Raw genomic sequence first — 17,174 nt, 5'->3', positions numbered from 1 at the left:
GGTGTATCAGTCACCTGATGGATGACTGAATGATCGCGATCGCAGGCAAGCCAGCTCCCACATGGGTTTCTGCGCTTGCCTTGGGGCTTGGTTCAGATCCCGATGTTGCCCAGGGTGATCATGATATTGCGCAATGTGCCGGAAATGACCGGATGATCGGCATCGAACTCTATGGCCGCTTGGTTCACATCATCGGAAATACTCGGCGTCTGAGTCGCCGGTTCAAGTTCAAGTTGTAATTCAAACTTGGCAATCAAGGCTTCCAGCGCTTCGCGTTTTTCTTCCGGCAGCGGCGGTTCCTGTTCCAACTGCCCGCGCAGGATCTCGACCTGTTCTTCCAGTTTTTTGCGATCAGGCATGACGTGGTTCCTTTTATCGATAGGCACTGGCATAGACCACGGCACGCCGAGAAAGGTCTACGAGCTGACCTGTAGATTAATCCACTGGCGCCCTCCGTGCATGATCTCGATCAGGGCTTCTCGCCCTTGAGCTGGCGCAGGCTGATGTCGGCCAGGCAACTGCCGAGCTCGCCCAGGTGGTCGATCACCGAGTGCACGCCCAGGCCATACAGGGCGACGGTGGCCTTGCCGCGCTTGTACTCGCGCTCCTGCTCGCTCAGCGCCTGCCATTGCTCGGGGGCCATGCCGCACAGCGAGCCGCACGAGGCCAGGCCGATGGTCCACAGGCCAGCGTTCAGCCCCGATTGCAGCAAGCGCGGCTCGCCGCTGACCAGCACGCAGCCTTCCAGGCGTTCGATATTCAGTTCCATCAAGGCTTGCCAGCACGCGTGGGGCGCAGGCCAGCGGATGGAGGAGGGCGATGCAGCCTTGAGCCACTCGGGAAGTGAGGCCGACAGCGCGGTGGTCACCGGGGGTGGCAATTCATCCAGCCAGGCGCAGGGCACGCCTTGATCCTTCAGGCTGCGCAGGATTTTCAGGGCGCCGGGTGTGGCATGGGAGCCAAGCGTGGGGGAATCGGTGCGTGCCCGGGAACCGAAGTCCACCAGGCAGCCACTCAGGCCAAACAGAACTGCAGTCAAGGCAGGCGCGCTGGCGATGGCAATCTCGGCGTGAGGCATTTCAACATCCCTGAAATAGCCCTGACGCTAGCGGGGCACGATGACAAGCCGATGACAGCAGGGTTAATTGTAGGAATTTTGTGCATTTCCCGTATGTCGTTTCCTGCATGCTGCCTAATTGGACACTTCCGTCATATACTGGCCGTCTTATTCAGGGCATAGCGCCCATGACAGACCATTCAAGGAGCAAAAGCTATGCGCTGGAGCCACTACTTCGCTCAGCTGTCGGTGTGTGCCACTGTGCTGCTGGCGCCGTTCGCCGCACAGGCCGCGTCCGAAGACGATCCATGGGAAAGCGTCAACCGCCCGATCTTCACCTTCAACGACACCGTTGATACCTACGCGCTCAAGCCGTTGGCCCAGGGCTATCAGTTTGTGACTCCGCAGTTCGTGCAGGACGGCGTGCACAACTTCTTCCGCAACATCGGCGATGTCGGCAACCTGGCCAACAACGTGCTGCAACTCAAGCCGCATGCGGCGGGTGTGGACACGGCTCGCCTGCTGATGAACACCACCTTCGGTGTGCTGGGGTTTATCGATGTCGGCACCAAAATGGGGCTGCAGCGCAGTGACGAAGACTTCGGCCAGACCCTCGGCTACTGGGGCGTCGGCAGCGGGCCTTACGTGATGCTGCCGTTGCTGGGCCCGAGCACCTTGCGTGACGCGCCGTCCAAGTACGTGGACAGCTACACCCAACCGTACCGCTACATGAACGATATCGGCTGGCGCAACAGCACCTTCGGCCTGAATATCGTGGACACCCGTGCCAGCCTGCTCGACAGCGAGAAGCTGATCACCGGCGACAAATATACGTTTATCCGCAACGCCTACCTGCAGAACCGTGAGTTCAAGGTCAAGGATGGCAAGGTCGTCGACGACTTCTAAGCCGTGACGTTTTGAAATGAAAAAAGGCGACCCTGGCGGTCGCCTTTTTTTGTGCGCACTTTTCAGTGCATTTTCAAGATCTTGAGGCCCAGTTGCTGCTCGTCACCGGTGGTCTTGGTCCAGACCACTTCGGTGTCCGCCTCCAACCCCTTGAGTGCGGCGTGCTCCGATTCGATGCGCACCGTCAGGTGGTCGCCTGCGTTGAAATGGCGAGGCGCCTGGACCTGCATTCCGGAGCTTGAAAGGTCCACGCACACCCCGGCAATCTCCTGCCCGGCGTGGATAAGAGACACATCGGCATCCACGCGCATGCGGATGAAATCGCGTTTTTCGGCGTAGTCGCGCTCGTGTTCGCTCATGGGTTCCATCCTTACTTTGTGTTGTGGTCGTGCCCGTTCTTATAACTCCCGGTGATTTGCGGTGTAAAGACGCCCGGCGACCATCGGCATGAGCTTGAAACCCCTGGCGGATGGGAGTACCGTCTGCGCCTTAGAAGGGCACCTCTGCTTTACCGTTGTGCGTGGGCTAAAATCCCGTATGTTGTAGGACAGAGAGGCTAGAAAGCGAATCCAGTACGTGCGCCCGGCCATTGCCGAGCCACCTACGCCAACCTAATTCTGGCGCCGTTTGCCCACATGCAAAAAACCAGTGCCACGCTGCTGATAATCGATGACGACGAAGTAGTGCGCGCGAGCCTCGCGGCCTATTTGGAAGACAGTGGCTTCAGCGTCCTGCAGGCCAGCAATGGCCAACAGGGTCTCCAAGTGTTCGAGCGCGACAAGCCCGACCTCGTGATCTGCGACCTGCGCATGCCCCAGATGGGCGGCCTCGAGCTGATTCGCCAGGTGACCGAGCTTGCCCCGCAGACGCCGGTGATTGTCGTGTCCGGTGCCGGGGTGATGAACGATGCCGTCGAGGCCTTGCGCCTGGGCGCTGCCGACTACCTGATCAAGCCCCTGGAAGACCTGGCGGTGCTGGAGCACTCGGTACGTCGCGCCCTGGACCGTGCACGCCTGTTGTTGGAAAACCAGCGTTACCGCGAAAAACTCGAAACCGCCAACCGCGAACTCGAAGCCAGCCTGAACCTGCTCCAGGAAGACCAGAACGCCGGTCGCCAGGTGCAGATGAACATGTTGCCGGTCAGCCCGTGGACCATCGACGAATTCCAGTTCGCTCACCAGATCATCCCGTCGTTGTACCTGTCGGGTGATTTCGTCGACTACTTCCGTGTTGATGAGCGGCGTGTCGCGTTTTACCTGGCCGATGTTTCCGGCCATGGCGCATCCTCTGCCTTTGTAACCGTGTTGTTGAAGTTCATGACCACACGGCTGTTGTTCGAATCCAAGCGCAATGGCACCTTGCCGGAGTTCACCCCCTCCGAGGTGTTGGGCCACATCAACCGGGGCTTGATCAGCTGCAAGCTGGGCAAGCACGTGACGATGGTAGGCGGCGTGATTGATGAAGAAACCGGTCTTTTGACCTACAGCATCGGCGGTCACCTGCCGATGCCGGTTTTGTACACTCCCGACAGTGTGCGCTACCTGGAAGGGCGTGGCCTGCCCGTAGGCTTGTTCAATGAAGCGACCTACGAAGACCACATCCTGGAGCTGCCACCGACGTTCAGCCTGACGCTGATGTCCGATGGCATCCTGGACCTGCTTCCAGAGCCTACACTCAAGGAGAAAGAAGCCGCCTTGCCCCAAAAGGTCAAGTCGGCGGGCGGCAGCCTGGATGGCCTGCGGCAGGTTTTTGGATTGGCCACGCTAGGGGAGATGCCGGATGATATCGCCCTATTGGTGTTGAGCAGGAATCTTTGATGAGTACCGGAAGAATCCAATTCGCCGAGCAAGACGGGACCTTCGTCCTGAAGTTTGTCGGTGAAGTGCGCCTGACCTTGTGTTCGGCGCTGGATGCGACGATTGAGCGGATTTTCACAGCGTTGAATTTTTCGGCGATCGTGATCGATCTGACCGAAACCCGCAGCATCGATAGCACCACCCTTGGGTTGTTGGCCAAGTTGTCCATTCTGTCTCGGCAGAAGGTCGGCCTGTTGCCGACGGTCGTCACCACCCATGAAGACATCACCCGTCTGCTGCAGTCCATGGGCTTCGACCAGGTGTTCAACATCGTTGATCGCCCGATCCCATGCCCTGAATGCCTGACCGACCTGCCTTCCCAGGATCAGTCCGAGGAAGTGGTGCGGGTCAAGGTGCTGGAAGCGCACAAGATCCTGATGGGCCTGAACGAGTCCAATCGCGAAGCGTTCCACGACCTTGTGAATGCCCTCGAACGCCACTGACCTGGATTTTCAACGGTAGGCGCTGGCTTGCCAGCGATGGCGGCGTGTCGGTCACCTTATCCGTTGCTGCCGCACCCGTGAGCAAGCGTGCTCCTGCAGCTTGAACGGTGGCCGGCTCAAGATCGATGAAACACAAAAAAGGGCGGTACCCGCGAGGGTGCCGCCCTTTTTGCTACCGCCGCTTTTTACAGCTTGGCAGTCAGCAACGCCTCCAGCTTCTCCTGGTCGCGAGCAAACTGACGAATACCCTCGGCCAGCTTCTCGGTGGCCATCGCATCCTCGTTGGACTCCCAACGGAACTGCGCTTCTGTCAGATGCACACGGGCTTCGCCGGCATGGCCTGGCGAAAGCTTGCGCTCCAGCTTGCCTTCATCGGCTGCCAGCTTCTCCAGCAGATCCGGGCTGATGGTCAGGCGATCACACCCGGCCAGCTCTTCGATCTGGCTCAGATTGCGGAAGCTCGCCCCCATTACCACGGTCTTGTAGCCATTGGCCTTGTAGTAGTTGTAGATGCGCATTACCGACTGCACCCCTGGGTCTTCGGCGCCGGTGTAGTCATTGCCATTGGCCTTCTTGTACCAGTCATAGATACGGCCCACGAACGGCGAGATCAGGAACACGCCGGCTTCTGCGCACGCTACGGCCTGGGCGAAGGAGAACAGCAGCGTCAGGTTGGTCTGGATGCCTTCCTTCTCGAGCTTCTCCGCCGCGCGGATACCTTCCCAGGTGGAGGCGATCTTGATCAGCACGCGATCACGGCCAACACCAGCCTTGTCGTACAGGTCGATCAGGCGATGCGCACGCTTGAGCACGGCGTCGGTATCGAATGACAGGCGCGCATCCACTTCGGTGGAGATGCGCCCAGGCACCACTTTCAGGATCTCCTGGCCGACGGCCACTGCAAACCGGTCGCTGGCCAGGCCGACATCACCGTTGCAGTCCTTTACGCACTCATCCAGCAGCTTGGCATAGCCTGGAATCGAGGCGGCCTTGAGCAGCAGGGAAGGGTTGGTGGTGGCGTCTTGCGGCTTGAGCTTGGCGAGGGTTGAGAAATCGCCGGTATCGGCTACGACAGTGGTGAATTGCTTGAGTTGTTCCAGCTTGGAAGTCATGGGCGTGCTCTGTCCTATGGGTCTGATGACATTACCCGAGCGCTGGCAGGCGCTCAAGGGCGCAAATGCGTTCGATCGTTTGCGAGGGCAACAACCTGAAAACAGCCGTTTGAATGACTGATCTTGCTGGTAAATAGGAGGGCAAAACGGCCGGCAGGTTCAACCCAACTGCCCTACGGGCAGCGTAGCCCCGCGGAAGCCGTCTCCCTGTGGCGAGCAGGCTTGCCCTGCGTTGGGTCGCGCAGCGGCCCTAAAATCTTTGAACGCGTTCCAACTGAAAAATCGCATCAGTCCTACTGGGGGCGCTTCGCACCCCAACGCAGGGCAAGCCTGCTCGCCACAACAGCCCAGCCACTCAACATCTCCCTGGCGCCCAGCCCATCACCGCCCTTCCAACAACTCCCCAGCCTGGTCCAGCAACGCCAAAGGGTCCGTGGCTTTATGAATGTCCACCGACAACAACTGCCGAAACTTGCGCGCCCCGGGGAAACCCGTGCCGAGTCCCAGCACATGCCGCGTGATGTGATGCATCGAACCGCCCGTGGCCAAGTGCTGCGCAATATAAGGCCGCAACTGCGCCAGCGCCTCAGCGCGGCTGATCACCAGCTGCGAGCTGCCATACAACTGCTGATCCACCTCTGCCAGCAAATACGGATTGTGATAGGCCTCGCGGCCGAGCATTACGCCGTCAAATGTCTGCAAGTGCTCGTGGCACTGCTCCAGCGTCTTGATCCCGCCATTGAGGATAATCTCCAGCTCGGCAAAATCCTGCTTCAACTGCGCCGCCACGTCATAACGCAACGGTGGAATGTCCCGATTCTCCTTGGGCGACAACCCCTCCAGAATCGCGATCCGCGCATGCACGGTAAAACTGGTGCAGCCCGCGTCCTTGACCTGCCCGACGAAATCACACAGCTCGGCGTAACTGTCCCGGCCGTTGATCCCGATACGATGCTTCACCGTCACTGGAATCGACACTGCATCGCGCATCGCCTTCACACAATCGGCCACCAGGGCCGGGTGACCCATCAGGCACGCGCCAATCATGTTGTTCTGCACGCGGTCGCTGGGGCAACCCACGTTCAGGTTCACCTCGTCATACCCCGCAGCTTCGGCCATGCGCGCGCACGCAGCCAGATCCGCCGGCACACTGCCGCCCAACTGCAACGCAAGCGGGTGCTCGGCTTCGTTGTGACGCAGGAAGCGTTCGTGATCGCCGTGCAGGATTGCGCCAGTGGTGACCATCTCGGTGTAGAGCAGGGCGTGCTTGGAGAGCAGACGCAGGAAGTACCGGCAGTGGCGGTCGGTCCAATCCATCATCGGGGCGACGGAAAATCGGCGGGACAAGGGTTGCGATAAAGCGCTGGTCGGGGACATTGGACAATCTGAGTGGGTAAGGCAGAGGGGGCGAGTTTATCAGGAATCAAGGGCAGGATTCGTGCTCTGCCTGCCCTGGTCCAGGAAGCCCGGCTTCAATCATTGCGTCCGACATTCCCTTGATGAAAAATCTTGCGCTTGGCGAGGCGGCTGGTGGTTGCAAGCCCGCATGCCAGACGACCGAAAAGAGGGGGGGGCTCCTCGCCCGCACGCGCAAAAAACACTGTGAATAAAGAGTGGCGCAGTGCGATAATGGCTCCAGGCCATCACCTGCTTTCTTATAAGTACTATTAATGAAAACGACATTTTCTGCGAAATTGTTTATTTTTTTTGTTGCATCGCTGTTGGTCTGCACTATCTATTTTCTGGTTGAAGCATTTCTATAGCGCACTTCACGCCCGACGGGCGTGTTGGTGTTGCTGTATGAGAAATCTACTGATCACGAACAAGCTGCCTAATATCAAGCCTAAAAAGCCACCTAGAAAGGTGAATTTTTTTGAGGGTCTGGTATTGGCGGCTTTTACGTCGTCAAGGGCGTTGAACGCGCGCACGTTATTATCAGAAGCCAAGGCGGGTAAGTTCAGCGCGATGGCGTCCGTGTTCGCTGTATCCAGGGCGGATTTGAGTTGCGATCGCGCCAGCGCTTCAGTGGTCGCGGTGGCCGATGCGATATACAGGATAGCCTCGTTTTTACCTGTCTTCGGCGCAGTTTCCTTCACGTTAACCGACTGCGCCGCCATCACGCCCATGGCCGTATAGAACATGTCGTTTTGTATGGAGCTGTAGAGCTCGGTTTCCTGCGGTGGTGTATTCGCTTGGGCGCTTGCATCGTTGTCTTTAACTGCTTTATATAAATTATAGAGCGAAGACTTGGTGATGTAAGTACTGGCAGTCCATTGTTCGGGAGCCGTCGCATTGATTGCAAATGAGACAGCCGCGCCCGCGACGGTGGTGGCTATGACGGTTTTCTTACTTGACCACAAGGCGAGGAGAAGTGGAATAAGGTCTATTTCATCATCAGTGGAACGCGGTTTTGAATTCGTTGAAATGCTCACGAAAAATTCCTTTCTTTACGTTCCCGGAGTGTAGAGAAAAAACCGCCATATGCCATGTATTCATCTCACTGCCAATAAATGCGAATAATTCCTGTTTGTTCTGGTGGGTGTTGTTTCAAACGACTGCCCGCGTATTGATTGCAGCCTGAACCGCAGCTGTCACGTAGAGAAACTTCATGATGCCTGGCAACCCACAGGCATAGGATCATCCGCACGACACAATCGTTCACGCTTGAGCCGCCAGGGATCTGAAAAATGCGCTTGAACCTTATAAAAACCATGCTTATTGCCGGTGTTGTGCTGCTCAGTGGTTGCGCGGGCGTCAGCACCAGTACATGCCTTTCCGAAGGCTGTCAGTCGTTCGATGGCCATGGCGCCGCAAATGCGACCAAGGTGAACGTTGGCGGGAGCGGGTTGGGCAGTAGTTTCAGCCAGTACAGCTCAGGCTTGCTGCACGATTAAACCCGTGATCGGGGCAGGGTTACCTGCCCCTTTTTCGTTCAATGACCGCCTTGCATCCGTCGTGCCATCAGGTAAACGCCCAGTCCGACCAGCGCCGTGGCCGCGCCGATATACCCGGTGCTGGTCCATCCCAACCCCGCTGTAATCGCCATGCCGCCAAACCACGGGCCCAGCGCGTTGGCCAGGTTGAACGCAGCATGGTTGGACGCGGCCGCCAGGCTCGGTGCTTCGTGCGCGATGTCCATCAGGCGGATTTGCAGCGGTGCGGCCAGTGACACCATGGTGCCGACCAGGCCGATGCCCAGCAGCACGCCCCAGAGCGACCCCGCGGCGAATGGGAAGAACAGCAGCACCGCCATCGACCACACCAGAATCAAACCCACCGCCCGAAATTGCAGGCGATCAAACAGTTTGCCGCCGGCAATGTTGCCGATAATCCCGCCGACGCCAAATGCGGCCAGCCCGAACGGAATCCATTGCGGTGACACCTTGGTGACTTCAAGCATCGTCGGCGCCAGGTAGCTGAACACGCAGAACATCCCGGCAAAGCCGATGGCGCCAATGGCCAGGGCCATCCACACCTGAGGTTTGGTGAAGGCGCGCAGTTCCTTGCGCGGGTCGCTGCGCGGTTCATCGCGGCGATCGGGGACGTAGCGCCAGACCAGCGCAATCGTGCACACGGCGATGGCACTGACCAGTGCAAATGCCGAACGCCAGCCCAGATACTGGCCGAGGAAGGTGGCAATCGGGTTGCCCAGCAGCATCGCCAGGGTCAGCCCCATCATTACCCGCGCGACGGCGCCGGCGCGTTTGTCGGTGGGCACCATGCTGGAGGCGACAACGGCAGCGATGCCAAAGTAGGCACCATGGGGCAGGCCACTGATAAAGCGGAAAGCCACCAGTGAACCAAAGGTCGGGGTGAACGCCGTGGCCAGGTTGCCCAAGGCATACAGCCCCATCAACAGCAGCAACATATGTTTGCGCAGCAGTTTGGCGCCGAGGATTGCCAGCAGTGGCGCGCCGACCATCACGCCCAGGGCGTAGGCACTGATGGCGTGGCCGACCTGGGGTTCGCTGAGGTTGAGGTTGTGGGCAATGTCGGGCATCAGGCCCATGATGGCGAATTCGCCGGTACCGATAGCGAAAGCGCCCACGGCCATGGCCGCTTCCATTTTGGCGGCACTGCGCGCGGGCAGCACGTGCCCGGGAGTTTGGTGGATAGGCATGGATCGCTCTGTTTGGATGAATGGCACGAAGGAGAGCCGCCGATGCTACGCAAGCAGCGACGAAGGTGTCTAGAACAGCCTTTTTCGGCAGAGTTCCATCGCCCTGGCCACCCTGTGACCCCACGTCGCGCCCATCGGGCTTGACAGTAAAGCGTTAAAACCCGCGTTTTAGAGCTGTCAATTGGCCAAACAGCGCATAACCGCTGTTTGGCGTGATATTCTGCGCGCCGTCTTGGTCTAGTCTTTCTCCGGTGCGTACACCCGTATACGTCCCGGTGATTGGCTGTCGCCCAGGTAGCTGAAGCCAATAATGATAAGAAGTCAGCGCAGAAGGGACATAAAAGTGAGGTCGACACGTCGGCCTTGTGTGCCCACCCTGCGGTCCCCGAATGAATGTGCACACCCCGCGATGCGTTGCCTGGCGCAGCGTGATTGAGGGGTGCCCATGATCCGGATCGGCAGGGCGGATGGCGTTTTATCATAGGTGCTACTGATGTTTAAAAAAGTAAACACTGCCCTGCTGGGGCTGGCTTTGTCGCTGGGGATAACGTCCGTTCACGCGGAAGAGGCAAAGAAAGTCGATGTGCTGCTGATCGGCGGCGGCATCATGAGTGCGACCCTGGGTGTATGGCTCAATGAGCTGCAGCCGGACTGGTCGATGGAAATGGTCGAGCGCCTCGACGGCGTGGCCGAAGAAAGCTCCAACGGCTGGAACAACGCCGGTACCGGTCACTCGGCCCTGGCTGAGCTGAACTACACCCCCGAAGACAAGAACGGCAACGTTGAGATCCCTAAAGCGGTCGAAATCAACGAAGCGTTCCAGATTTCCCGTCAGTTCTGGTCTTGGCAGGTCCAGCAGGGCGTGCTGAAGAACCCGCGTTCGTTCATCAACTCCACGCCGCACATGAGCTTTGTGTGGGGCGATGACAACATCAAGTTCCTCAAGAAGCGTTACGAAGCACTGAAAGCCAGCCCGCTGTTTGCCGGCATGCAGTACTCCGAAGACCCGGCGCAGATCGCCAAGTGGGTTCCGCTGATGATGGAAGGGCGTGACCCGAACCAGAAAATCGCGGCCACCTGGACCCCGATCGGCACCGACGTGAACTTCGGCGAGATCACCCGCCAGTTCGTCGCTCACCTGCAAACCACGCCGAAGTTTGATCTGAAACTGTCGAGCGAAGTGCAGGACATCACCAAGAACGCCGACGGTTCGTGGCGCGTCAGCTACAAAAACCTGAAAGACGGCACCAAGACTGAAACCGACGCCAAGTTCGTGTTCATCGGCGCTGGCGGCGGTGCCTTGCACCTGCTGCAGAAGTCGGGCATCCCGGAAGCCAAGGAATACGCCGGCTTCCCAGTGGGTGGTTCGTTCCTGGTGACTGATAACCCAGCCATCGCCGAGCAGCACCTGGCCAAGGCCTACGGCAAGGCTTCGGTTGGCGCGCCACCGATGTCGGTTCCGCACCTGGACACCCGCGTGCTTGATGGCAAGCGCGTAATCCTGTTTGGCCCATTCGCGACCTTCTCGACCAAGTTCCTGAAAGAAGGCTCGTATCTGGACCTGCTGACCAGCACCACCACCCACAACATCTGGCCAATGACCAAAGTCGGTATTCGCGAATACCCACTGGTCGAGTACCTTGCCGGCCAACTGATGCTGTCGGATGACGACCGCTACAACGCGCTGAAAGAGTACTTCCCGAACGCCAAGAAAGAAGACTGGCGCCTGTGGCAAGCCGGTCAGCGCGTGCAGATCATCAAGCGTGACGAAGAGCAGGGCGGCGTCCTGAAACTCGGTACCGAAGTGGTCAGCTCCGCCGACAACACCATCGCAGGCCTGTTGGGTGCATCGCCAGGCGCGTCCACCGCGGCTCCGATCATGCTGACCGTGCTGCAGAAAGTGTTCAAGGACAAGGTCGCGACCCCTGAGTGGCAGGAAAAACTGCACCAGATCGTACCGAGCTACGGCACCAAGCTGAACGACAGTCCTGAGGCTGTTGCCAAGGAATGGGCGTACACCGCCGGTATCCTGCAACTGACCCCACCGCCTGCGATTCCGCAGCTCACCGCTCCAAAGGCCACCGAGGCTGCCAAGCCTGCGGCTGAGCCGAGCAAGCCGGCTTCTGACCTGGCGCTGTAAGCCAAGTACCGAGCCTGTGTAAAAAGCCCGCTGAACCGGTAACGGTCAGCGGGCTTTTTTGTGCGCTACACCTTGAAGTGCCTGACCTGCTCGTGCAGGTGCAACGCCAATGCATTGCCGGTATCGCAGAGGAGGTACAAGTGCTGCGCCGACAACGGCGGCAGTTCCGTCATGTGTTTCAGCCCTTCGCCCATCCGGCTTTTTTCCATCAGGCCTACCGCCACGCCACTGCGCACACAGGCTTCAACCGCTGATGAGTTGGGGCTCTCCAGCAACACACGGTGGTAAACCCCGTGATCCTTCAACGCCTGCAAGGCCGCCGCGCGGTAGGGGCAGCCGGCGACAGGCACGGTGATCGGCAGTGCCGCATTCGACGCACAGCTAAAGCCCTCGGCCGCAACCCACAACGGTTGAACCGACCCCAGGCGCTCACCCTGTGCCAGCGGTTGTGCGCTCACGGTAATGGCCAGGTCCAGCTGGTTTGCCATGAATAAATTCAGCAATTCACCACTGGTACGTGCTTCTACTTCCAGTTCGAGCAGCGGGTTGTCGGCGATCAAGTCGGGCAGGAATTCCTGCATGAATGCCGGCGCGTAGGTGTCGGGAATGCCCAGGCGGATTTTGCCCTGCATGCGCTGGGGCATCAGCGTGATCAGCAGGCGGTCGTGGCTCTTGAGAAATTCGGTGGTTTCGCCGAGGAGTTTCAGGCCGTACAGCGTCAGCTCCACACCCTGGTTGCTGCGGCTGAACAGGCGTTGGCCGACTTGGTCTTCGAGTTTTTGAATCTGCGTGGTCACGGTCGACGCGCTGCGGTGCACATGTTCGGCCGCCTCGTTGAAGCGCCGAAAGCGCGCCACGGCGTGGAAGGTGCGTAACAAGTCGATATTCAATTGTCTGGCCATGATTCCACTATTACGGATTGGTAGTGCAAGTTATTCAAATATACAGAATCATGCGTGGCCCTTAGCCTTTCAGTCAACGTGCACTGACCGGAGGCTTCATGACGCGATCAACCTTAAAGCGGCTGCTGTTGCAGGTGGCGTTCGTGCTGTCGTGGAGTTCAGGCTATATCGGCGCCAAATTGGGCACGCAAAGTAGTGGCGCGTTCAACCTGCTGTTCTGGCGTTTCCTGTTGGTCTCGGTGTGCCTGGGACTGTTCCTCAACGTGAGGTTGTTGCGGGTCTCGTGGGCACAGGTTCGCCATTACGCCGTGATCGGGTTTCTCTCGCAGTTCCTGTATCTGAGTTGTCTCTATGTCGCGATCCAGAATGGCTTGCCGCCCGGCATCGCGGCGATCATCGCCGCGTTGCAGCCGTTGATGACGGCGGCATTGTCGACCGGCAGCGCTACCGAGCGCAGTGGGGGCTGGCAGTGGATCGGCCTGATGATCAGCTTCGCTGGCGTTTCCATCGTGATAGCTGGGCAGCATGGCAGTGATGCGGACAGCGTCGGCTGGGTCATGTACGTGTTGCCACTCGCCGCGGCACTGGGGCTGACGCTGGCGACCCTGTATGAGCGCCGCACGGTGCAGAAAACGGACGCTGGGTTGGTGTTGCCGCTGTTCATCCAGTCGCTGCTGACCTTGATCGGCTTTACCGGCGCCGTGCTCTACACCGACACGCTGAGTATTCCCCACGACCCTGACGTGTTGATCTCAATCGTCTGGCTCACCGTGTTCTCGACCTTCGTCGCCTATTTGAGCCTGTGGATGCTGCTGCGCGTGATGACCGCTACCCACGTGGCCGCGCTGGTCTATCTGGAGCCGCCGGTCACCCTGGTGTGGGCGGCACTGATGTTTGGCGACGTGATCCATGCGCCGACCTACGCCGGCATTGCCGTGGTCGCCGCCGGGCTGTTGTTGGTGCGCCTGAAACGACCGACCGTCGCGTGCAGCACTTGAGGGCTGTGGGTTCAGCAAGCTGACAGACACCTCCTGTTAAAAAGTACCCAGGGCCACGCAGGAGCGTGGCTGCAACAAGGGGGCATTTTTCAGCGATGCAGGTACTGGGCGCCAGCGCCCGAGGATTGTTTATGTGGCTACGTTATGCGGCACTGGCGGCCATGGTCGTCGCGGCATCCGGGTGTGTGCAAGAACGCGTTGTGCATGAGCGCAGGCCGGTGCAACGTGAGTATGTCGAAGTCGTCGCGCCGCAACCGCCGCCGGTGCAGGTGATTGAAGTCGAGCCGCCGGTTCGCTACGGCTATATCTGGTCACGCGGTTACTGGCGTTGGGAAGGCGGTCGCTACGTCGCGGTGCACGGCCACTGGGAGCCGGTGCGCGAAGGTTATCGCTATGTGCATCCGCATTGGGTGCAGCGCAATGATGGGTATCACTGGCAGGCGGGTGGTTGGGTTCGCTGACCCCGGCTGAATCGGTAGCGTTTTTGCAGGCGCAAGCTTGCGCCTGCAAAAAACCTTAAATCGGCTTCTGGGTACCCAGCAGCCGAACTTCCCGCAACAGCGCCGCGCCCAATTGATCGGTGCCCAACTCCCTATAACCCACCGCCTTGACCTCGCCATTCTCCTCTGCCTGGATGAGGATCACCGGGGTTTCCTTGCCCGTGGCTTCGTCCACATGCATGGCGTACTGGGGAATATCAAGCTTGATCGGTGTACCCGCCGCCTGGCCTTTCACGTTGATCAGGAAGGCGGCGCAACCGGTATCGACATCCATGCTGGTGGCGGAGCGGCCGCTGACAAAGCAGCTCTTCGGCAGGTCGGGCCAGGTGATGGTGTCGGCCAGGACGAGGGTCGGGGCGATGGCCAGGGCGGCGAGTAGAAACGTGCGCACGTCAGTCTTTCTCTCGAAAGGTAAAAGCGGTTTGTACCAAAGCCCGCTCGCTGTCGCAACGCTGTGGTTCAGCCCAGGCGTTTCATGCCCGTTGTCTTGATCGCGTTGAGGTCGAAGGTGGCCGTGTACTTGCAACCGGCGGCATGGGCGCAGCGTTCGATCAGGCAGTCTGCAAAGTCGGCCTTGTTCGCCACAAACTTGCGCAGTGCCTGCCAGATGATCTCCCCATGCTCCACGGTCAATTCGCGGGTGCGTAGCAGGGTTTCCAGTACCGTCACCACATCGCTCTTGGCCGACTGGTAGCAGCTTTGCAGCACCCACACCAATTCCACGATCGACACCATGCTGACAAAGCCGGGCGAGGCGGTGGTCAGCGATTCGATCAGCTCGGATGCCTTGGCGGATTGAACCGGATCATCCTGGGTGACGTAGCGCACCAGCACATTGGTATCCAGTCCGATCATCCGGCTTTTGCCCCCTGTGCTGCGATGGCCTGGTTCATCTCCTCGATGGAAACGGCCTTGGCAGGTTTGCGGATCAACCCCTTGAGGTCCTGAACCCTGTGGCTCGCGGCAATGATGGAAAACTGCCCGTTTTCCATTTCAACAAACTCGACCCGGTCGCCTGTTTCCAGGCCAAGGGCTGTCCTGACTTGGACAGGAATGGTGATTTGACCTTTCGAGGTCAGTGTGGCGGTCGCCATAGTGAAGATCTCCATCGTTATATTCCTTACCTTAGGGTAAGGAGTGACAGAGGACAATATCCGTTGGTCCATAGGTCGCTCATCTGGTGTGGGTTAGTCGGAACAGGTAAAACACTAGTCCGAACTGTTCCCGCCCACAGGGTTTAAAGAGATACAAACCATGACCGACCGCTTTCTCATCATTCCCCCTTCCATGCACCCCATCGTCGAGCGCGCCGGCTACGTGCCGGCGGTCAAAGTCGGCAAGACGTTGTACTGCGCAGGCCAGGTCGGTCGGACGGCGGGATTGGCAGTGATTGAGGACCCCGAGGCGCAGTTCGTCGCGGCCTGGGAGAATCTGCGGGAGGTTCTGGAGGAGGGTGGCTGCACCTTCGACGACGTGGTGGACATGACCACCTACCACGTCAACATGAGCCAGCACATGGCGGTTTTTCGCGAGGTGAAAAACCGTCTGTTCCCACGCGGGCATTGCGCCTGGACCACGATCGGAGTGTCTGAACTGGCACACCCCGGTCTGCTGGTGGAAATCAAATGTGTGGCGGTACAGCGCTAACTCATTGCACCACGCGGTAGCACGGTACGTACGCCGCGCCGCCCGGTAACTTCATGCGGTGCTGGGCGACGAAAGCCTGCAACAGTTCGTCCAGCGGTTTCATGATGGCCGGGTCGCCGTGGATTTCATACGGACCGTGCTGCTCGATCAGGCGGATGCCCTTGTCCTTGACGTTGCCTGCCACGATCCCCGAGAACGCGCGGCGCAAGTTGGCGGCGAGTTCGTGGGGCGGCAGCGCGTGGCTCAGTTGCAGGCTGGCCATGTTGGCGTGGGTCGGGTCGAACGGGCGCTGGAAACCTTCGTCGATTTTCAGCAGCCAGTTGAAATGGAATGCGTCATTGCGCTCGCGACGGAACTGTTTCACCGCCTTGAGACCCGCGGTCATCTGCCGCGCCACTTCGGCCGGGTCGTCGATGATGATCTGGTAGTGCGCCTGTGCGGCCTCGCCCAATGTCGCGCCGACGAAGGCATGCAGTTGTTGCAGGTACGGCGCGGCGTGCTTCGGCCCGGTGAGGATGACCGGGAACGGCAGGTCGCGGTTGTCCGGGTGCATGAGGATGCCCAGCAGGTACAGGAACTCTTCGGCCGTGCCGGCACCGCCCGGGAAGATGATGATCCCGTGGCCGACACGCACGAAGGCTTCCAGGCGCTTCTCGATGTCCGGCAGGATCACCAGTTCATTGACGATCGGATTCGGCGCTTCGGCGGCGATGATGCCCGGCTCGGTCAGGCCCAGGTAGCGGCCGCCGGTAATTCGTTGTTTGGCGTGGGAAATGGTCGCGCCTTTCATCGGACCTTTCATCACGCCAGGGCCGCAACCGGTGCACACGTCGAGGCTGCGCAGGCCGAGTTCGTGGCCGACTTTCTTGGTGTATTTGTATTCTTCGGTATTGATCGAGTGCCCGCCCCAGCACACCACGATTTTCGGCTCGACACCCGGGCGCAGCGTGCGCGCATTGCGCAGCAGGTGGAACACGTAGTCGGTGATGCCCTGGGAGTTGCTCAGGTCGATGCGCTGGCTGTCCAGCTCGTTCTCGGTGTAGACGATGTCACGCAGGGCGCTGAACAGCATCTCGCGGGTACTGGCGATCATCTCGCCATCGACGAAAGCGTCGGCCGGTGCGTTCAGCAGCTCCAGGCGCACGCCGCGATCCTGCTGGTGGATGCGCACTTCAAAATCTTTGTAGGCGTCGAGGATGGTCTTGGCGTTGTCGATATGCGCGCCGGTGTTGAGGATCGCCAGGGCGCATTGGCGGAAGAGGGTGTAGATGCTGCCGGTACCGGCTTCGCTCAGTTGCTGGACTTCACGTTGCGACAGGGTTTCGAGGCTGCCCTTGGGGCTGACGGAGGCATTGATGACTTGACGTTGGGGCATTCTGATTCCTTGAAAGCACAGCCACCGCGCCCGATAGAACTACGCGATGGCTTGAGAATGATGGGCGCCGAAAACGGTCGCACGAGACGATTATTTACCTCAGGCATGCCGCCGAGTG

The 17,174-nt window shown here is 59.4% G+C and carries 20 protein-coding genes; 8 read left to right on the top strand and 12 right to left on the bottom strand.

Features of this window, described 5'->3' with window-relative positions; all coding sequences use genetic code 11:
* Window positions 1-92: 92 nt before the first annotated feature.
* Both AC07SI_RS15860 and pcrP read right to left on the bottom strand, forming a co-directional pair.
* Window positions 93-359 (bottom strand): DUF4404 family protein, encoded by a 267-nt coding sequence (locus AC07SI_RS15860; RefSeq protein ID WP_065901972.1) that lies wholly within the window; start codon window positions 357-359, stop codon window positions 93-95.
* Between the two features lie 110 nt (window positions 360-469).
* Complete coding sequence (pcrP, locus tag AC07SI_RS15855; RefSeq protein WP_106804808.1) at window positions 470-1,078, bottom strand: HAD superfamily inactivated hydrolase PcrP; 609 nt, start codon at window positions 1,076-1,078, stop codon at window positions 470-472.
* 195 nt (window positions 1,079-1,273) lie between these two features.
* Between pcrP and AC07SI_RS15850 the strand changes: the two genes are divergently transcribed.
* Window positions 1,274-1,963 carry an MlaA family lipoprotein gene (locus AC07SI_RS15850; protein WP_065901968.1) on the top strand — a complete coding sequence of 230 codons (690 nt, stop codon included), beginning with the start codon at window positions 1,274-1,276 and terminating at the stop codon, window positions 1,961-1,963.
* A 62-nt stretch (window positions 1,964-2,025) separates the two neighbouring features.
* On the opposite strand, the gene AC07SI_RS15845 is transcribed toward AC07SI_RS15850, so the two are convergent.
* A complete protein-coding gene (locus AC07SI_RS15845) occupies window positions 2,026-2,322 on the bottom strand; it encodes a PilZ domain-containing protein (RefSeq protein ID WP_495006045.1) in 297 nt (98 codons plus the stop codon).
* 276 nt (window positions 2,323-2,598) lie between these two features.
* On the opposite strand from AC07SI_RS15845, the gene rssB reads away from it, so the two are divergent.
* Both rssB and rssC read left to right on the top strand, forming a co-directional pair.
* On the top strand, window positions 2,599-3,780 hold the full coding sequence (rssB, locus tag AC07SI_RS15840) for a two-component system response regulator RssB (protein WP_017737359.1): 1,182 nt from the start codon (window positions 2,599-2,601) through the stop codon (window positions 3,778-3,780).
* Window positions 3,780-4,262 carry an anti-sigma factor antagonist RssC gene (gene rssC / locus AC07SI_RS15835; RefSeq protein ID WP_003172602.1) on the top strand — a complete coding sequence of 161 codons (483 nt, stop codon included), beginning with the start codon at window positions 3,780-3,782 and terminating at the stop codon, window positions 4,260-4,262. The genes rssB and rssC overlap by 1 nt, the downstream gene beginning before the upstream one ends.
* A 185-nt stretch (window positions 4,263-4,447) precedes the next feature.
* Here rssC and tal read toward each other — a convergent pair whose 3' ends face one another.
* From tal to AC07SI_RS15820, 3 genes are all read right to left on the bottom strand, one after another.
* Window positions 4,448-5,374 carry a transaldolase gene (gene tal / locus AC07SI_RS15830; RefSeq protein ID WP_495006044.1) on the bottom strand — a complete coding sequence of 309 codons (927 nt, stop codon included), beginning with the start codon at window positions 5,372-5,374 and terminating at the stop codon, window positions 4,448-4,450.
* A gap of 381 nt (window positions 5,375-5,755) precedes the next feature.
* A complete protein-coding gene (gene dusA, locus AC07SI_RS15825; protein ID WP_495006043.1) occupies window positions 5,756-6,751 on the bottom strand; it encodes a tRNA dihydrouridine(20/20a) synthase DusA in 996 nt (331 codons plus the stop codon).
* A gap of 392 nt (window positions 6,752-7,143) precedes the next feature.
* Window positions 7,144-7,806 (bottom strand): Wzz/FepE/Etk N-terminal domain-containing protein, encoded by a 663-nt coding sequence (locus AC07SI_RS15820; RefSeq protein ID WP_495006042.1) that lies wholly within the window; start codon window positions 7,804-7,806, stop codon window positions 7,144-7,146.
* Window positions 7,807-8,061: 255 nt separating this feature from the next.
* Here AC07SI_RS15820 and AC07SI_RS15815 point away from each other — a divergent pair, with 255 nt between their 5' ends.
* Window positions 8,062-8,268: a hypothetical protein gene (locus tag AC07SI_RS15815; RefSeq protein ID WP_065901909.1), complete on the top strand. Its 207-nt coding sequence runs from the start codon at window positions 8,062-8,064 to the stop codon at window positions 8,266-8,268.
* 38 nt (window positions 8,269-8,306) lie between these two features.
* Here AC07SI_RS15815 and AC07SI_RS15810 read toward each other — a convergent pair whose 3' ends face one another.
* Window positions 8,307-9,494 (bottom strand): MFS transporter, encoded by a 1,188-nt coding sequence (locus AC07SI_RS15810; protein ID WP_495006041.1) that lies wholly within the window; start codon window positions 9,492-9,494, stop codon window positions 8,307-8,309.
* Between the two features lie 493 nt (window positions 9,495-9,987).
* Here AC07SI_RS15810 and mqo point away from each other — a divergent pair, with 493 nt between their 5' ends.
* A complete protein-coding gene (mqo, locus tag AC07SI_RS15805; RefSeq protein ID WP_065901904.1) occupies window positions 9,988-11,634 on the top strand; it encodes a malate dehydrogenase (quinone) in 1,647 nt (548 codons plus the stop codon).
* Between the two features lie 65 nt (window positions 11,635-11,699).
* Here the strand turns inward: mqo and AC07SI_RS15800 are convergent, their stop codons facing one another.
* Entirely contained in the window at window positions 11,700-12,536 is an 837-nt protein-coding gene (locus AC07SI_RS15800) for a LysR substrate-binding domain-containing protein (protein ID WP_495006040.1), read from the bottom strand.
* 98 nt (window positions 12,537-12,634) lie between these two features.
* On the opposite strand from AC07SI_RS15800, the gene AC07SI_RS15795 reads away from it, so the two are divergent.
* Both AC07SI_RS15795 and AC07SI_RS15790 read left to right on the top strand, forming a co-directional pair.
* On the top strand, window positions 12,635-13,534 hold the full coding sequence (locus AC07SI_RS15795) for a DMT family transporter (RefSeq protein WP_495006039.1): 900 nt from the start codon (window positions 12,635-12,637) through the stop codon (window positions 13,532-13,534).
* A gap of 131 nt (window positions 13,535-13,665) precedes the next feature.
* Complete coding sequence (locus AC07SI_RS15790) at window positions 13,666-13,995, top strand: YXWGXW repeat-containing protein (RefSeq protein ID WP_157955096.1); 330 nt, start codon at window positions 13,666-13,668, stop codon at window positions 13,993-13,995.
* Window positions 13,996-14,050: 55 nt separating this feature from the next.
* Here AC07SI_RS15790 and AC07SI_RS15785 read toward each other — a convergent pair whose 3' ends face one another.
* The 3 genes from AC07SI_RS15785 to AC07SI_RS15775 all read right to left on the bottom strand — a co-directional run bounded on the left by AC07SI_RS15785 (window position 14,051) and on the right by AC07SI_RS15775 (window position 15,143).
* Window positions 14,051-14,425: a hypothetical protein gene (locus AC07SI_RS15785; protein WP_106804800.1), complete on the bottom strand. Its 375-nt coding sequence runs from the start codon at window positions 14,423-14,425 to the stop codon at window positions 14,051-14,053.
* Between the two features lie 68 nt (window positions 14,426-14,493).
* The gene (locus tag AC07SI_RS15780; protein WP_065901895.1) at window positions 14,494-14,889 is read right to left on the bottom strand and encodes a type II toxin-antitoxin system VapC family toxin; all 396 of its coding nucleotides are present in this window, start codon (window positions 14,887-14,889) and stop codon (window positions 14,494-14,496) included.
* Window positions 14,886-15,143, bottom strand: a complete 258-nt coding sequence (locus AC07SI_RS15775) for an AbrB/MazE/SpoVT family DNA-binding domain-containing protein (RefSeq protein ID WP_065901893.1) — start codon at window positions 15,141-15,143, stop codon at window positions 14,886-14,888. Before AC07SI_RS15775 ends, AC07SI_RS15780 begins: the two co-directional genes overlap by 4 nt.
* A gap of 145 nt (window positions 15,144-15,288) precedes the next feature.
* Here AC07SI_RS15775 and AC07SI_RS15770 point away from each other — a divergent pair, with 145 nt between their 5' ends.
* Entirely contained in the window at window positions 15,289-15,681 is a 393-nt protein-coding gene (locus AC07SI_RS15770) for a RidA family protein (RefSeq protein ID WP_495006038.1), read from the top strand.
* Window position 15,682: 1 nt separating this feature from the next.
* Here AC07SI_RS15770 and ppnN read toward each other — a convergent pair whose 3' ends face one another.
* On the bottom strand, window positions 15,683-17,056 hold the full coding sequence (ppnN, locus tag AC07SI_RS15765) for a nucleotide 5'-monophosphate nucleosidase PpnN (protein ID WP_065901886.1): 1,374 nt from the start codon (window positions 17,054-17,056) through the stop codon (window positions 15,683-15,685).
* Window positions 17,057-17,174: the final 118 nt, after the last annotated feature.

This window comes from Pseudomonas sp. GW821-FHT05D12 (assembly GCF_059419825.1).
Note: the sequence above shows the minus strand (reverse complement) of the source record. Positions and strands in the feature narration are given on the sequence as shown.

Bases quoted from the DNA above. Each gene is read 5' to 3' on its own strand.
- AC07SI_RS15845 (WP_495006045.1), bottom strand. From the start codon at position 2,322: ATGAGCGAACACGAGCGCGACTACGCCGAAAAACGCGATTTCATCCGC.
- rssB (WP_017737359.1), top strand. From the start codon at position 2,599: ATGCAAAAAACCAGTGCCACGCTGCTGATAATCGATGACGACGAAGTA.
- dusA (WP_495006043.1), bottom strand. From the start codon at position 6,751: ATGTCCCCGACCAGCGCTTTATCGCAACCCTTGTCCCGCCGATTTTCC.
- AC07SI_RS15770 (WP_495006038.1), top strand. From the start codon at position 15,289: ATGACCGACCGCTTTCTCATCATTCCCCCTTCCATGCACCCCATCGTC.
- pcrP (WP_106804808.1), bottom strand. From the start codon at position 1,078: ATGCCTCACGCCGAGATTGCCATCGCCAGCGCGCCTGCCTTGACTGCA.
- AC07SI_RS15850 (WP_065901968.1), top strand. From the start codon at position 1,274: ATGCGCTGGAGCCACTACTTCGCTCAGCTGTCGGTGTGTGCCACTGTG.
- AC07SI_RS15795 (WP_495006039.1), top strand. From the start codon at position 12,635: ATGACGCGATCAACCTTAAAGCGGCTGCTGTTGCAGGTGGCGTTCGTG.
- AC07SI_RS15800 (WP_495006040.1), bottom strand. From the start codon at position 12,536: ATGGCCAGACAATTGAATATCGACTTGTTACGCACCTTCCACGCCGTG.
- mqo (WP_065901904.1), top strand. From the start codon at position 9,988: ATGTTTAAAAAAGTAAACACTGCCCTGCTGGGGCTGGCTTTGTCGCTG.
- AC07SI_RS15775 (WP_065901893.1), bottom strand. From the start codon at position 15,143: ATGGAGATCTTCACTATGGCGACCGCCACACTGACCTCGAAAGGTCAA.
- AC07SI_RS15810 (WP_495006041.1), bottom strand. From the start codon at position 9,494: ATGCCTATCCACCAAACTCCCGGGCACGTGCTGCCCGCGCGCAGTGCC.
- AC07SI_RS15780 (WP_065901895.1), bottom strand. From the start codon at position 14,889: ATGATCGGACTGGATACCAATGTGCTGGTGCGCTACGTCACCCAGGAT.
- ppnN (WP_065901886.1), bottom strand. From the start codon at position 17,056: ATGCCCCAACGTCAAGTCATCAATGCCTCCGTCAGCCCCAAGGGCAGC.
- AC07SI_RS15815 (WP_065901909.1), top strand. From the start codon at position 8,062: ATGCGCTTGAACCTTATAAAAACCATGCTTATTGCCGGTGTTGTGCTG.
- AC07SI_RS15860 (WP_065901972.1), bottom strand. From the start codon at position 359: ATGCCTGATCGCAAAAAACTGGAAGAACAGGTCGAGATCCTGCGCGGG.
- rssC (WP_003172602.1), top strand. From the start codon at position 3,780: ATGAGTACCGGAAGAATCCAATTCGCCGAGCAAGACGGGACCTTCGTC.
- AC07SI_RS15790 (WP_157955096.1), top strand. From the start codon at position 13,666: ATGTGGCTACGTTATGCGGCACTGGCGGCCATGGTCGTCGCGGCATCC.
- tal (WP_495006044.1), bottom strand. From the start codon at position 5,374: ATGACTTCCAAGCTGGAACAACTCAAGCAATTCACCACTGTCGTAGCC.